13 protein-coding genes are annotated in these 13,788 nt (G+C 70.7%); 8 read left to right on the forward strand and 5 right to left on the reverse strand.

Annotated features, from left to right (window positions below; all coding sequences use genetic code 11):
• The first annotated feature begins 36 nt into the window (after positions 1-36).
• Together VGJ14_08915 and VGJ14_08920 are read left to right on the forward strand one after the other, a co-directional pair.
• Positions 37-1,452 (forward strand): lysine 2,3-aminomutase, encoded by a 1,416-nt coding sequence (locus VGJ14_08915; protein HEY2832532.1) that lies wholly within the window; start codon positions 37-39, stop codon positions 1,450-1,452.
• A gap of 27 nt (positions 1,453-1,479) precedes the next feature.
• Positions 1,480-2,538, forward strand: a complete 1,059-nt coding sequence (locus tag VGJ14_08920; protein HEY2832533.1) for an NAD-dependent epimerase/dehydratase family protein — start codon at positions 1,480-1,482, stop codon at positions 2,536-2,538.
• Positions 2,539-2,578: 40 nt separating this feature from the next.
• On the opposite strand, the gene VGJ14_08925 is transcribed toward VGJ14_08920, so the two are convergent.
• Together VGJ14_08925 and VGJ14_08930 are read right to left on the reverse strand one after the other, a co-directional pair.
• The gene (locus VGJ14_08925) at positions 2,579-3,712 is read right to left on the reverse strand and encodes a HAMP domain-containing sensor histidine kinase (GenBank protein HEY2832534.1); all 1,134 of its coding nucleotides are present in this window, start codon (positions 3,710-3,712) and stop codon (positions 2,579-2,581) included.
• Positions 3,709-4,422: a response regulator transcription factor gene (locus VGJ14_08930; protein HEY2832535.1), complete on the reverse strand. Its 714-nt coding sequence runs from the start codon at positions 4,420-4,422 to the stop codon at positions 3,709-3,711. Before VGJ14_08930 ends, VGJ14_08925 begins: the two co-directional genes overlap by 4 nt.
• 111 nt (positions 4,423-4,533) lie before the next feature.
• Here VGJ14_08930 and VGJ14_08935 point away from each other — a divergent pair, with 111 nt between their 5' ends.
• The 6 genes from VGJ14_08935 to VGJ14_08960 are packed head-to-tail and all read left to right on the forward strand — an operon-like array spanning position 4,534 to position 9,750.
• Positions 4,534-5,205 (forward strand): glycosyltransferase family 2 protein, encoded by a 672-nt coding sequence (locus VGJ14_08935; protein ID HEY2832536.1) that lies wholly within the window; start codon positions 4,534-4,536, stop codon positions 5,203-5,205.
• Positions 5,202-5,831 (forward strand): DUF2064 domain-containing protein, encoded by a 630-nt coding sequence (locus VGJ14_08940; GenBank protein HEY2832537.1) that lies wholly within the window; start codon positions 5,202-5,204, stop codon positions 5,829-5,831. The genes VGJ14_08935 and VGJ14_08940 overlap by 4 nt, the downstream gene beginning before the upstream one ends.
• Complete coding sequence (locus VGJ14_08945) at positions 5,828-6,508, forward strand: class I SAM-dependent methyltransferase (GenBank protein ID HEY2832538.1); 681 nt, start codon at positions 5,828-5,830, stop codon at positions 6,506-6,508. The genes VGJ14_08940 and VGJ14_08945 overlap by 4 nt, the downstream gene beginning before the upstream one ends.
• Positions 6,509-6,555: 47 nt before the next feature.
• Positions 6,556-7,863 carry a molybdopterin-dependent oxidoreductase gene (locus tag VGJ14_08950; GenBank protein HEY2832539.1) on the forward strand — a complete coding sequence of 436 codons (1,308 nt, stop codon included), beginning with the start codon at positions 6,556-6,558 and terminating at the stop codon, positions 7,861-7,863.
• Position 7,864: 1 nt separating this feature from the next.
• Positions 7,865-8,320, forward strand: coding sequence for a hypothetical protein (locus VGJ14_08955; GenBank protein ID HEY2832540.1), 456 nt, complete (start codon positions 7,865-7,867; stop codon positions 8,318-8,320).
• Positions 8,317-9,750: a glycosyltransferase 87 family protein gene (locus tag VGJ14_08960; GenBank protein HEY2832541.1), complete on the forward strand. Its 1,434-nt coding sequence runs from the start codon at positions 8,317-8,319 to the stop codon at positions 9,748-9,750. Before VGJ14_08955 ends, VGJ14_08960 begins: the two co-directional genes overlap by 4 nt.
• Here the strand turns inward: VGJ14_08960 and VGJ14_08965 are convergent.
• The 3 genes from VGJ14_08965 to VGJ14_08975 all read right to left on the reverse strand — a co-directional run bounded on the left by VGJ14_08965 (position 9,713) and on the right by VGJ14_08975 (position 13,766).
• Positions 9,713-12,046, reverse strand: coding sequence for a hypothetical protein (locus VGJ14_08965; protein HEY2832542.1), 2,334 nt, complete (start codon positions 12,044-12,046; stop codon positions 9,713-9,715). The genes VGJ14_08960 and VGJ14_08965 overlap by 38 nt on opposite strands.
• A 117-nt stretch (positions 12,047-12,163) precedes the next feature.
• Positions 12,164-12,610 carry an Lrp/AsnC family transcriptional regulator gene (locus VGJ14_08970; protein ID HEY2832543.1) on the reverse strand — a complete coding sequence of 149 codons (447 nt, stop codon included), beginning with the start codon at positions 12,608-12,610 and terminating at the stop codon, positions 12,164-12,166.
• A 46-nt stretch (positions 12,611-12,656) separates the two neighbouring features.
• On the reverse strand, positions 12,657-13,766 hold the full coding sequence (locus tag VGJ14_08975; GenBank protein ID HEY2832544.1) for a Xaa-Pro peptidase family protein: 1,110 nt from the start codon (positions 13,764-13,766) through the stop codon (positions 12,657-12,659).
• Between the last annotated feature and the right edge of the window lie 22 nt (positions 13,767-13,788).

Genomic DNA, 13,788 nt, shown 5'->3' on the forward strand with positions numbered 1-13,788 from the left:
GTTCAACATCAGATTTGCTTGCTTTTCTTCACACAGGTGGTCGCGGAGGTCGCCGTGTCCCAGCCCTACTCATACTCGCGGCGCGAGCTGGTCGAGCCGGACTGGACGCGGTTTCCGGGCTGGCGCAACGTCACCGCCACGGAGTGGGCGGACGTGCAGTGGCAGCGGGCGCACTGCGTGAAGAACGCGGTCCAGTTGCGCGCGGTGCTCGGCGATCTGGTCGCCGACTCGTTCTACGCCGACCTGCTCATCGACCAGCAGCAGCACGCCACCATGTCGATGCTGATTCCCCCTCAGATGCTGAACACGATGACAGCGACGGTGCTGCCCGGCGGCCCGGACAGCCTCACCGAGGCGTTCCTGGCCGACCCGGTACGCCGCTACATGCTGCCGGTCGCCTCCGACCGGGACGACCACTGGCCGAGTCATCCCTATGCCAGCCGGGACTCGTTGCACGAGTCGGACATGTGGGCCGTGGAGGGGCTGACCCATCGCTACCCGACCAAGGTGCTGGCCGAGTTGACCAACACCTGCCCGCAGTACTGCGGGCACTGCACGCGTATGGACCTGGTCGGCACGTCCACCCAGACCGTGGACAAGCATCGGTTCTCGCTCAAGCCGGTCGATCGGCAGGAGCGCATGCTGGGCTACCTGCGCCGCTCCCCCGGGGTGCGCGACGTGGTGGTCTCCGGCGGGGACGTGGCCAACGTGCCGTGGCCGCGACTGGAGGCCTTTGTCGCGGCGCTGCTGGAGATCGAGAACATCCGCGACATCCGGCTGGCCAGCAAGGCGCTGATCGGCCTGCCGCAGCACTGGTTCGCCGACGACGTGCGGGCCGGCATGGAGCGCCTGGCGCGCACCGCCCGGGCACGCGGGGTGGGGTTGGCGGTGCACACCCACACCAACGCGGCGGACCAGGTGACGCCTTTGGTGGCCCGGGCCGCCCGTGGCCTGCTGGACGTCGGGGTGCGGGACGTGCGTAACCAGGGTGTGCTGCTGCGCGGGGTGAACGACTCGGTGGGCGCGCTGCTCGACCTGTGCTTCGCGTTGCTGGACGGCGCCGGCGTACTGCCGTACTACTTCTACCAGTGCGACATGATCCCCGGCAGCGAGCACTGGCGGCTGCCACTGCACCACGCGCGGGACCTGCAACACGGAATCATGGGCTACCTGCCCGGCTTTGCCACCCCGCGGATCGTGGTCGACGTGCCGTTCGTCGGCAAGCGCTGGGTGGACCAGGCGGCGTCCTATGACCGGGTGCGCGGCATCTCCACGTGGACCAAGAACTACCGCACCGCGATCGAGTTGGCCGACGCCGAAGCGCTGTCGCGGCAGTACCCGTACTACGACCCGATCCACTCGTTGCCCACCGCCGGGCGGGCCTGGTGGCGCACGCAGGCGACCGCCGGCCACGTGCCGGCCCAGCTGCCGGCGCACCGCGCCGCAGGCTGAGCCTGCCTCGACCCGTACGCTGCCCCGGTGCGATTGCTGGTCACCGGGGGCGCCGGGTTCATCGGCTCGCACGTCGTCGCGGCGGCGTTGGGCGCCGGGCACCGCGTGCGGGTGCTGGACTCGTTGTTGCCCGCGGTGCATCGGGTCGAACCTGATGTCCCGTCAGCTGCCGAGTTCATCCGGGCCGACATGCGCGACCCCGCGGCGGTCGCGGCCGCGCTGGATGGGGTGGACGCCGTGCTGCATCAGGCGGCCATGGTGGGTCTGGGGTTGAACCTGGACGACGCCCCGGACTACGTCGGGGCCAACGACCTGGGCACCGCGGTACTGCTGGCGGCGATGGGTCGGGCCGACGTGCGCCGGCTGGTGCTGGCCAGTTCCATGGTGATCTACGGCGAGGGTCGCTACCGCTGCGCGGAGCACGGTGTACTGCCCGCCGGAGTACGCACCAGGACGGCGCTGGACTCCGGCGCGTTCGATCCGCCGTGCCCCACCTGCGGGCGCCCGCTGAGCCCGGATCTGGTCGGCGAAGACGCGATCCCCGATCCGCGCAACGTCTACGCGGCGACCAAGCTGGCGCAGGAGCACCTGTCCGCGGCCGCAGCGCGGGTGACCGGGGCGCGGGTGGCCGCGCTGCGCTACCACAACGTGTACGGCCCGCGGATGCCACGGGACACCCCGTACGCCGGTGTCGCCAGCATCTTTCGGTCCGCGCTCGCGGCCGGAAAGCCGCCCCTGGTCTTCGAGGACGGCCGGCAGCGGCGCGACTTCGTGCATGTACGCGACGTGGCCACCGCCAATCTCGCCGCACTGGACGCCACCGCGGACGGAGCTCCGATCGCCGCGGGCAGCCTGCGCGCCTACAACGTCGGCAGCGGCACACCGCGCACCGTGGGCGAGATGGCCCGGACGCTGGCGCAGGCGTGTGCCGGGCCGGACCCGGTGGTCACCGGGGAGTACCGCCTCGGCGACGTCCGGCACATCACCGCGTCGTCGCAGCGCCTACGCACCGAGCTGGGCTGGACCCCGACGGAGGACTTCGCCGCGGGCATGGCCGAGTTCGCCGCCGCCCCGTTGCGCGCCTGAACCCCTCATCCTTGCCGGACGAAGTTGTCGGGTGGAGGGGTCAGGCCAGGACCGGCAGGGACACCTCGAAGCGGCAACCGCCGGCGATGTTCGCCACCGTGATCTGGCCGGCGTGTGCCTCGACGATGCCGCGGACGATGGCGAGCCCCAGACCCGCGCCGCCGTCCGGCCCGGGGGTGCGGGCATTGGTGCCGCGCCAGGCCACGTCGAACACCCGGGGCAGGTCCTCTTCCGGTATGCCACCGCAGCCGTCGGTGATGGCGATCATGGCGCGCTCCGCGTCCGCGGACAGGTGGATTTCCACGGTGCCGTCCGACGGCGTGTGCCGGATCGCGTTCACCACCAGATTGCTCATCAGCCGCGACAGTTCGCGGCTGTCGGCGCGCACCGCGACGTTGCCGTCGGCGTGCCCACGCAGCGCCACGCCGCGCTCCCGGGCCAGCGCGTCCGCGCTGGCCAAGGTATCGCTGACCAGATCGGCCAGGCTGATCCGGTCCAACGACAACCGCAGCGCACCGGCATTGATCACCGCCAACTCGAAGAGGTCATCGACCATGCCCGCCAGCCGGTCAACCTCCATGCGGATCTGCTTGCGGTAGCGGTCCTCGTCCTCGGCGACGCCGTCCTCCAACGCCTCGGCCATGGCCCGGATACCGGCCAACGGGGTACGCAGGTCGTGCGACACCCAGGCCATGAGCTCGCGACGGGAGCTTTCCAGGGCCGCCTCCCGGGCCCGGGACTCGGCCAACCGGACCCGAGCGGCATCCAGTTCCCGGCTCAGCGCGACCAGTTCGGCACTGCCCGGCCGCGCCGGCCGGGTTGCGCGGTAACCGTCGTGGTCGACGGTTTCATCGCCGATGGCCCGGGCCTCCGCGGCCAGCGCCCGACTGCTCGCCGTCAGCATGCGCGCGTAGAGCCCGGACACCGCGGTCATCAGCGCCGCCACCACCACGCTGACGATCAGCAGCACCCCGTAGTCGTGGTGGGACAGGAACATGGCGTGCGCGGTGCCGACGGTGGCCGCGATCACCGCGCCCACCGTCGTCAGGCACAACACCAGCAGGGACTGGCGCATCGGGCGATAGCGCAACGCGCGCAACGACAGCGCGCCGGCCACCGCAACCGTCCCCGCCCAGGCCATGGCGATCAGCACCACCTGGACCTTGTCGCTCACAGAGCCGCCCCCTGGCGATCAGCGGCCGGTGCGTCGAAGCGGTAGCCGACGCCCCATACGGTCACCAGCAACCGCGGATCGGCGGGGTCGTCCTCGATTTTCTCCCGCAGCCGACGCACGTGCACGGTGACCGTCGACTGATCGCCGAACTCCCAACCCCACACCTGTCGCATCAGGGCCTCGCGGGTGAACGCCTCGCCGGGGTGGGCGAGCAGGAACGCCAACAGGTCGAACTCACGGGTCGTCAGCGCCAACGGCGCTCCGCCGCGGGTGGCCCGGTGCCCGGTGACATCGACCCGCAGTCCGCCCGCGGAGAGCACGGTGAGCCCGTCCTCCTCCGGCGCCGGGGCGGAACGTCGCAGCACCGAGCGCACGCGCAGGGTTAGCTCCCGGGGGCTGAAAGGCTTCGTGACGTAGTCGTCGGCGCCGACCTCCAGGCCGAGCACCCGGTCGCTCTCCGCGCCCAGCGCCGTCAGCATGATCACAGCGATCGGACCCGACTCCTGCAGACGCCGGCACACCTCGAGCCCGTCGATGCCGGGCAGCATCAAATCGAGCACCACCAGGTCGGGCCGGTTCGCCTCGGCCGCCGCCAGAGCGCTGGGGCCGTCCGCGGCATGTTCGACCAGATAGCCGGCGCGCCGCAGGTAGGCCAATACCACCTCGGCGACCGTCAGGTCGTCCTCCACCACCAGCACCCGGGCCGTCACGCCGTTGAGTCTAGGGAGAACAGGGCTGGTCCCGGCGGTACGCGCGCGGCCGTTCGCGGACCGTAAGCCTCTGCTCGCCCGGCGGTGCCGGGCGGCCTCTACGGTGAACCCGTGCAGCCAGTCGCGGACCCGCCGATCCGGGTCGACGTGGTGCTGCCCTGCCTGAACGAGGCCGCCGCGCTGCCCACGGTGCTGGCCGGCTGCCCACGGTGGGTACGCCCCATCGTGGTGGACAACGGATCCACCGACGATTCGGCGGAGATCGCCACCCGACTGGGGGCGACCGTGGTCGCCGAACCGCAGCGCGGTTTCGGCGCGGCCTGCCACGCGGGCCTGGTCGCCGCGAGCGCGGAGATCGTCTGCTTCTGCGACGCCGATGCGTCGCTGGACCTACGCCAACTGCACCGCGTGGTTGATCCGGTCCGTGCAGGGCAAGCTGATTTGGTGCTGGGACGTCGCATACCCACGGCCGGGGCCTGGCCGCTACACGCGCAACTGGCGAACCGGGTGCTGGCCCGTCACCTGTCCCGGCGTACCGGGGTTCGGCTGCGCGACCTGGGTCCGATGCGGGCCGCGCGGCGCACGGACCTGCTCGCGCTGAATCTGACCGACCGTCGATTCGGCTATCCGTTGGAGATGGTGATCGCGGCCATCGGGGCCGACCTGCGGGTGACCGAGCAGGACGTGGACTATGCCCCGCGCACCGGGAGGTCGAAAGTGACCGGGACGGTGCGCGGCACCCTGCGGGCGGTGCACGACATGCGTGCGGTGCTCGCCCGATGACGAGCGAGCTCACCATCCTGGTGATGGCGAAGGCGCCACTGCCGGGCCGGGTGAAGACGCGCCTGACCCCGCCGTTCACTCCCGACGAGGCCGCCGCGCTGGCCGCGGCCGCGCTGGCCGATACCCTGCAGGTGGCGCTGGCCGCGCCGGCCCGACGCCGGGTCGTGGTGCTGGACGGAGCGCCGGGTGACTGGCTGCCCGCCGGCTTCGACGTGCTGCCACAGGTCCGCGGCGGGCTCGACGAGCGCATCGCGGCGGCGTTGGACACGGTGACCGGCGCCGTCCTGCTGGTCGGCATGGACACCCCGCAGATGACGGTAAGTCAGTTAACGGTGTCGTTCGCCGCGCACGACGCGTGGTTCGGCCCGGCCGAGGACGGCGGGTTTTGGGCGTTGGGCCTGGCGCGGTCGGACCCGACGTTGGTCCGGGGAGTGCCGATGTCGCGGGACTGCACCGGTGCGGTACAGGTGGGTCGCTTGGTGGACGCCGGCCTGCGCGTCGGGATGCTGCCCCGATTGCGCGACGTGGACACCGCCGCCTGCGCGGTCGAGGTCGCCGCCCTGGCCCCGCACACCCGCTTTGCCGCGCTGCACACCCGATTCACCGCCGGCGCGGTGCGGGCGTGACCACCTGGCTGGATTCCACCGCCTGGCAACCCGCGGTCGTGGACCACTACGACCGCGCGCTGTGGGACGAGCTCGGCATGCACGTCCGGGAACGCGACGGCGAGGCACTGCCGTTCGATGTGCGCCGTTGGCTGCGCACCCCGGACGCCGCCGATGAAACAGTGCTGGCGCGCTGCCACGGCCCGACGCTGGACATCGGGTGCGGGCCCGGTCGCCTGGTCGCCGCGCTCGCCGTGCGCGGCATTCCCGCGCTGGGCGTGGACGTAGCACCCGCGGCCATCGCGTTGACCCGTTCGCGTGGCGGATTGGCGCTGCGCCGCTCGGTCTTCGAGCGCATGCCCGGCGCCGGACGTTGGCACTGCGCCGTGGTGGCGGACGGCAACATCGGCATCGGCGGCGATGTCGGCGGGCTGCTCACCCGCATCCGCGAACTGCTCGCCCCCGGTGGCCGCGCGCTTATCGAGGTGGAGCCAACGGATACCGACCGCCGCCTCGAGGTGGAGGTGACCGCGCCGGACGGCCGCGCGGTGGGCGCATTCCCCTGGGCCCGGATCGGTGCGCCCGCGCTGCGCCGCGTCGCGCTCGATTGCGGATTCCGGCAGCGTTCCGGGTGGCACTGCGACGGCCGACACTTCGTCGAGCTGCGCGCGCACGGCGGGGACGTTCGCGAGCGGTAAGCAGCCGGAGAGATCCCAGACGGCGGCCGCGCCCCTAGGTTGATCGGGTGGACGTGCGCAACCAGTTGCAGACCTTGAACCGACGCATCAGCGAGAACCCGCCGCCCGGCCCGTTCCGGAAGTCCTTCTGGCGCAGCCCGATTCGGGGTCCGTGGCTGACCTCGGTGTTGGGCACGGTGTTGTTGCTCGGCGTGCCGGTGCTGTTCCTCACCGGGTTGCTGTCCTTTTTGGCCTACAACCCGTGGCTGCCCGGCAACGGCGGCCGCGAGGGCTCCCACCTGTTGACCTTCATCCCGTTCCACTGGCCCACCCACCCGAGTTGGGGTTACCGGCTCAGCCAGGGCATCCACGTCACGCTGGGCGTGACGCTCGTCCCGGTGTTGCTGGCGAAGTTGTGGTCGGTGATCCCGAAGCTGTTCGAGTGGCCACCAGTGCGCTCCCCCGCGCAGGCTGTGGAACGGGCGTCGCTCTTCCTGCTCGTCGGCGGCGCGGTGTTCACCTTCGTCACCGGGTTGCTGAACATCCAGTACTGGTACCGGTTCCCCGGTTCGTTCTATCGGCTGCACTACTACGGCGCCTGGGTGTTCATGGCGGGCTTCCTGACCCATGCGGCCATCAAGATTCCGGTGATGCGCCGGGCGCTGCGCGAACGGCGGCTACGGAATGAGCTGCGGGTCGACCTCGCGCACACCACGCCCGAGCCGTACGTCGAGCACGGCCTGGTGGCCGCGCAACCGTCCGCGCCGAGCATCTCCCGCCGGGGTGCGCTCGGCCTGGTCGCGGGTAGTTCGCTGGCCCTGTTCGCGCTGACGGCGGGTCAGAGCATCGGCGGCCCCCTTCGCCGGGTCGCCCTACTCGCCCCACGCGGCGGCTTCGTGCAGGGCAGTGGTCCCAACGACTTCACCGTGAACATCTTCGCCGACGACGTGGGGGTGCGCGGCGCCGACGACACGTGGCGCCTGGAGGTGCACGGCCCTGACGGGGTCCACTCCTTGCGCCGCGAGCAATTGCTGGCCATGCCGCTGCACGGATCGCATCTGCCGATCGCCTGCGTCGAGGGTTGGTCGGTGCCGCCGCAGCACTGGGAGGGGGTGCGACTGCGTGACCTGGCCGCGCTGGCCGGGTTGCCCGGTGCGCGTTCGGTGTTCGTGCAGTCGTTGCAGACCAACGGCGGGGAGTTCGGCCAGGGTCGGCTCGCGGGCAATCAAATCCGCCATCCGGACAGCCTGCTCGCGCTGCGGGTCAACGGGGTGGACCTCTCCCGTGACCACGGCTTCCCGGCGCGCATCATCGTGCCCAACAACCCTGGCGTGCGGAACACCAAGTGGGTCCGCAGCCTGACCTTCGAGGCCTGACGTGGCGCGCGCTGTCGAGCAGCTGCGCCGTCGCTACGGCGCCCACCCGGCGCACCTGGCAGTGTTGTTGGCCGGGTTCGTGGTGGCCGCGCTCGCCCTGCACGTGCTCTTGGGTGAGCGACGCCTGGATGTCGCCCAATGGTTGGTGGGCAGCGCAGTGCTGCACGACGCCGTGCTGGTGCCGGCCTACATCGGCCTGGATGCGACCCTGGTGGCCGTGTGGCGACGACGACCCGGACGCGTGCCCTGGCTGAATTTTGTCCGCGTCCCGGCGGCGATCAGCGCGCTGCTGTTCGCAGTCTGGTCCCCGCTGATCCTGCGCAAGGCGCAGTCCTTCCACTACGCCACCGGGCGGAACACCGACGCCTACCGACCGCACTGGCTGTTCGTGAGCGCGGTGTTGTTTGCCGTCTCCGCGGTGTGTTACCTCATGCGCCGGCTGACCCGCCGCGGATGAGGCACGCGGCACGCTGGGGCTCGGTCGGCGGCGTCCTGGCGTTGACCGGCCTGTGCGGCACCGCGGCATGGACGCTGCACCTCAACGGGCCGGCCACAGCCGGCGGCCGGCGGGTGATGACCTGGTACGCGATCTGCTGGGTGATCTTCGCGATCGCCGCGGCGTGCGCGCGGTTGGTACCCCGCCGCGCCGCGGTGGCGCTGATCCTGCTCGGCGGGCTGGCGTTACAGCTGCTCGCCATGAACTGGCGGCCCACCACCACCGACGACTGGTACCGCTACATCTGGGACGGCACCGTGCAGGCGCACGGCATCGACCCGTACCGCTACGCGCCCACCGACCCGGCGCTGGAACCGCTGCGCGACCCATGGATCTTCCCCGGCGCCGCGGGCGTGCCGGGGCCGGCACGCGGCCACCCGGAATACTGCGGGTTCACCCAACCGGGCCAGGGCTGCGTGCGGATCAACCGCCCGGACGTGCACACCATCTACCCGCCGGTGGCCGAGGCCGCGTTCCTCGGCCTGCACGCGGTGTCCCCGCAGCAGCACCGACTGCGCGCCGCGCAGGCCCTGGCCGCCGCGCTGGCCGTACTCGCCACCGTGGTGCTGCTGTGGGTGTTACGCGCGCACGGCCGGGATCCGCGCTGGGCGGCCTGGTGGGCGTGGTGTCCGACGGTGTGGTTGGAGTGCGGCAACAACGCGCACATCGACGTGCTGGGCGTGGTGTTCCTGCTCGGCACATTGGGCCTGGTTGCCCGCGCCGCGCCCACGACCCGCCGCATCGCGGCAGCGGGCGTGCTGTTCGGCGCCGCGGTGGCGGTGAAGCTGATCCCCGCGCTGGTCGGCCCGGCGTTACTGGCCCGTCGCGCCGTGCTGTTGCTGGGTGCCGCGGCCGCGCTCGTCGCTGTGGGCTATCTGCCGCACGTGATCGCGGTCGGCACACACGTGTTCGGCTACCTGCCCGGCTATCTGCACGAGGAGGGCTACTCCGGCGAGAAGCGGTTCGGCGTGCTGCGCCTGCTGGTCGGCGACTCCGCCGCCCCCGTGCTCGCCGTGCTCGTCATCGCCGCGGTCGCCGGTTGGGCGTGGTGGATGACCCGCACCCGTCCGGCGGTGGACGGCGCCGTGCTGATCGCGGGCGTGACCTTTGCGGTGATCGAACCCAGCGAGCCCTGGTACGGCCTACTGCTGATCGCGCTGGCCGCGGCCGCCTGCCGACCGGAGTGGCTGTTGGTGGCCGCGGCGGCCTACCCCGTCTACAGCCGCGACTTCCTCGGCGTGGGTGACACGGCGATGCAGCAACGCTGCTACCTGCCCGCCGCGCTGTTGGTCGCGGTCGTCGCCCTGGTGCGGTTTCGACGGCCGGCCCACGAGGGTGGCGCGCCCGACCCGATCAGTGCCCGCCGGCCTGCCCCACCCCGTCCACGGTGAGGGTGTACGGCGCATACGTTTGCACCGTCTCCGTTGGATCGTCGTAGGAAATCACCGCGACCAACGTCGGATACCCCGCGAACTCCTTGATCTGACTCTTCGTCAGTGTGAGGTCGAACCTGCCGTTGAAACGGGCCACATGCGCCCGGTGGTGCGCCTCGTCGAGTCCCACCAGCGCGACCGACCAGTTGTGCACGACCACCGGATGCATTTCGGTGAACGACTTGAACGGCGCGATGGACGATCCGTCGCTGATCACCGTGTCGCCGACCTTGACATCGTCGATGTACCAGCCACCGGCGTTGACCAGCGGGTCGGAGACATAACGGAAGCCGAGGATCACGCTCTGCCCGGCGTACGGGGCCAGATCGAAGGTCTGCGGGGTTGCGATCGGGGACGAGCCGGTCAACGCCTGCCCGTCCGGGGCCGGGTCACGGGTCGGCTTGGTGTTGGCGTTGCCCAGCGTCCGGTAGGTCTTCCCGTCGTCGGTGGAGATCACCGTGTAGCCCCAGTCGAAGCCGTCCTCCATGGACCAGCTGGAGGTGTAGGTCAGTCGCGGGGCGTTGCTGGGCACGGTCACCCGGAACACCGCGGAGGCATCGGTGTTGGAGGAGTTGCCGGAGAACAACGCGGGGTGGTCAATGGGCAGCGGGCCGAGATCCGGCAGCACGATGGGATCGGGCGGCGGCGCATTCGGCACGCTGGGCAGGATCAGCGGCGGCAGCAACGGGGTTTTCGGCACCTCGGTCCAGGCCAGCGGAATTGCGGGTAACCCGTGCGCGCCCGCAAAGCCGAACTCCGACAGCGCCTTACCGGGCAGGAAGCCCGCGCCTGTGGTGCGCAGCGGCACGAAGTCGGCGCCGTTCGGGGCGGCGCCGGGCTTGATGTAGGCGGCCGGGTTCAACAGGTTGATCGAGGAGTTCAGGCTGGGGGTGCTGACCCGCGCGCGGGAGATGCCACTGACCTTGCCCTGCGAGACCAGCTTGTCCAGCAGCGTCATCAACTGGAAGTCGTGCAGCACGTCGGCGACCTTGGCGTGCTTGCCGTACTTGTCCAACGCCACCTGCACGCCGGTCAGTCCCTGGTACTGCCCGTCGCGGTGAATGGACTCCAGGATCTTCGGACCGTAGCGGTCCTTCAGGAAGAGCAGGAAGGACCAGGCCTCGCCGTAGTCGGCGAGGATCTCCCCGCCGTCGCCCTCGTCGCCCCACAGCGTCAAGGAGTTCTCCGGCCCACCGCATGGTTGTGGGTTCGGGTTGTACTTGGTGCGCACGATGCCGAAGCCGTTGAAACAGATGATGTGGCTCTCGTTCTTCTTCTGGAACACCGTGTGCGTGGTGGAGGCGTAACCGGTCAGGCTGATCGCGTAGTCGGACAGCCCCTCGTTGATGAAGTTGACCTCGGCCGGGTCCACGTAGTGCTGCAACAGGTGCTGGTACTCGTGGGCGAAGATGCCCTCGTAGAGCCGCGGACGCGACGGCCGCGACTTGCAGATGTCGGGGTTCTGGTCGTCTCTCGGGTCGACGCCGGTGCGGTGCGTCCAGTCGTAGGCGTCTATGGTCATCACGTTGCGGTCGGTCAGGTCGTTGAACTGCGCGGAGAAGAACCCGGCGACGTAGGTCTGGTTCTTCGGGAAGTCGTAGAAGTTCGGGTCCCGCACGTTGTCGACCAGCGTCACGGTCTTGTTGCCGTCACCGCTGAAGTCCAGGCCCTTGGTGTCGTCGTTTTCGGTCTTCTTCGAACCATCGCGCGGTGGGGCCACGCTGAACGCCTTGGATTCCTTGGGCAGGATGTTGTTGTCGTACTGATTCATCAATGCGGCGATCTCCGCATCGGTGATCGTGGTGCTGCCGGACACCTCGTAACGACAGTCGCCCTTGGGGAAATCGGTGCCCATCACCCCGTCCGGGCCGGGCCCGGTGGCCACCCAGACCTCGATGTTCTTGCCGACGCCGCGAAGCGTGTACCGCTTGGTGTAGACGACGCCCTTCACCTGATCCAGGGCCGGCCACATGCGTTTGGTCCCCACCGCCGGCGTCGACCCGGAGTGCCGGCGCAACTGCGCGGCACCGGACGGGGTTTGCCGCCATGCGGCCAACGTCGGCCCGACCGAGGCGTCCAACGGGTAGTGCACGCCGATCGGGAGTTCGGCGACGTCGGACAACGTCGCGGAGGCGGCGTCGAGCAGGTCGGCGGCCGGAGCAGCGGCCTTCGCGGTGCCGCCCGGCGTGAGAGTCAACCCGCCGAGCAGGAGGCCGGCGATACCGAGACCGCAGACCGTCCGCACCCGCCGCATTCCGTGCCCCTTCGCCGACCCCGCCGCCGTGATCACTGTCTCGTCCCATTTGCGGCGGAGCACGCGGATTTACCCTGTGGATTCCTAAACGTTCCGGCGCCGGCCTGGTTCCCCCGCTCAGCCGGGCAGCCCCGGCGGTCGGTTCTCATAGGGCGTGGAGAGCACCACGGTGGTCCGGGTGGACACGTTCACGGTGCTGCGGATCTCGCCCAGCAGCGCCTCCAATGCGCCCGGGGTGGCCACCCGCACCTTGAGGATGTAGTTCTCATCCCCGGCCACGCTGTGGCAGGCCTCGATCGCGGCGATCCCCGCCAGTTTGTCGGGCGCGTCGTCCGGCGCCGCAGCGTCGGTGGGCTTGATGGAGATGAACGCGGTCAGCGGCAGCCCGATCGCGTCGGGCTCCACGACCGCGGTGTAGCCGCGCAGCACGCCGCGTTGCTCGAGGCGGCGCACCCGTTGCTGGGCGGCCGAGGTGGACAGCCCGGTGCGCTTGCCGAGGTCGGTGAAACTCATCCGCCCATCGGCGCACAGCAGCTCGACGATCTGCCGGTCGATCTCCTCCACGCCGCCCACCGTAGCCCCGGCACCCGGATCGCCACACCCGGGCAGGTCAGGCGGGCAACACCGTCAACTCACGGGGCGTCAGATTGAGCCGCTCCCCGCCGGTCTCGGTGCACACCACGATGTCCTCAATGCGAGCACCGTGTTTGCCCGGCAGATAGATACCGGGCTCGACGGAGAACGCCATGCCGGGCTCCAGCGCGGCGGCGTTGCCCTCCACGATGTAGGGATCCTCGTGGCCCTCCAGCCCAATGCCGTGACCGGTGCGATGAATGAAGTACTCGCCGTAGCCGGCCTCGGCGATGATCCGCCGGGCCACCCGGTCCACCTCCTGGCACCCGATGCCCGGCCGCACCGCATCGCAAGCCGCGTGCTGGGCCACCCGCAACACCTCGTAGTACCGGCGGAACTCCGCGTCCGGCTCCCCCACCGCATAGGTGCGCGTCTCATCCGAGCAGTAGCCGGCCTCGGTGGTACCGCCGATGTCGACCACCACTGGGTCGCCAACCTGCACCTCCCGGTCGGACACCTCGTGGTGCGGGCTGGCGCCGTTCGGACCGGAGCCGACGATGACGAAGTCGGCGCGCACGTGGCCCTCGGCCACGATCGCCTCGGCGATGTCCCGGCCGATCTCCCGCTCGGTCCGGCCGGGCTTGAGCCATTCCGCGATCCGGTCGTGCACCCGATCGATCGCCGCACCGGCCTCGCGCAGCGCGTCGATCTCCTCGGCGGTCTTGCGAATGCGCAGGTCACGCAGCACGCCACCGGCCAGGGCCTGCTCGACACCGGGCAGCCCGGCGCGCAGCCGGAGCACCTTCTCCGCCCACATGTGATCGTCCACGCCGTACACCGCGGCGCCCGCGGGCAGGATCTTGCCGACCAGCGCGATCGGATCGTCGGTCTCCTGCCAGTCCGCGATGGCCAGGCCCAGCTCCCCCACTCCGGCCGCCTCGGCCGCCGCGCGTTCCAGGAACGGCACGATCAAGACCGGGTCGGCATGCGCGGGCAGCACCAGGCAGGTCAGCCGCTCCAGCGGCTTGGCCACGTAGCCGGTGAGGTAGCGCAGGTCCGGCCCCGGCGTGATCAACAGGGCGTCCAGCCCGGCGGCGGCGGTGGCGGCCCGGGCGCGGGTCAGACGGGCGGCGAAGACGTTGGACATGCCGCAATCTTGTCAGGCCGGC

This window comes from Sporichthyaceae bacterium, from assembly GCA_036493475.1.
Taxonomy (GTDB): domain Bacteria; phylum Actinomycetota; class Actinomycetes; order Sporichthyales; family Sporichthyaceae; genus DASQPJ01.

What these genes read in the sequence shown, in the direction of transcription:
- VGJ14_08940 (HEY2832537.1), top strand. Translation starts at nt 5,202, where the DNA reads ATGACGAGCGAGCTCACCATCCTGGTGATGGCGAAGGCGCCACTGCCG.
- VGJ14_08965 (HEY2832542.1), bottom strand. Translation starts at nt 12,046, where the DNA reads ATGCGGCGGGTGCGGACGGTCTGCGGTCTCGGTATCGCCGGCCTCCTG.
- VGJ14_08960 (HEY2832541.1), top strand. Translation starts at nt 8,317, where the DNA reads ATGAGGCACGCGGCACGCTGGGGCTCGGTCGGCGGCGTCCTGGCGTTG.
- VGJ14_08975 (HEY2832544.1), bottom strand. Translation starts at nt 13,766, where the DNA reads ATGTCCAACGTCTTCGCCGCCCGTCTGACCCGCGCCCGGGCCGCCACC.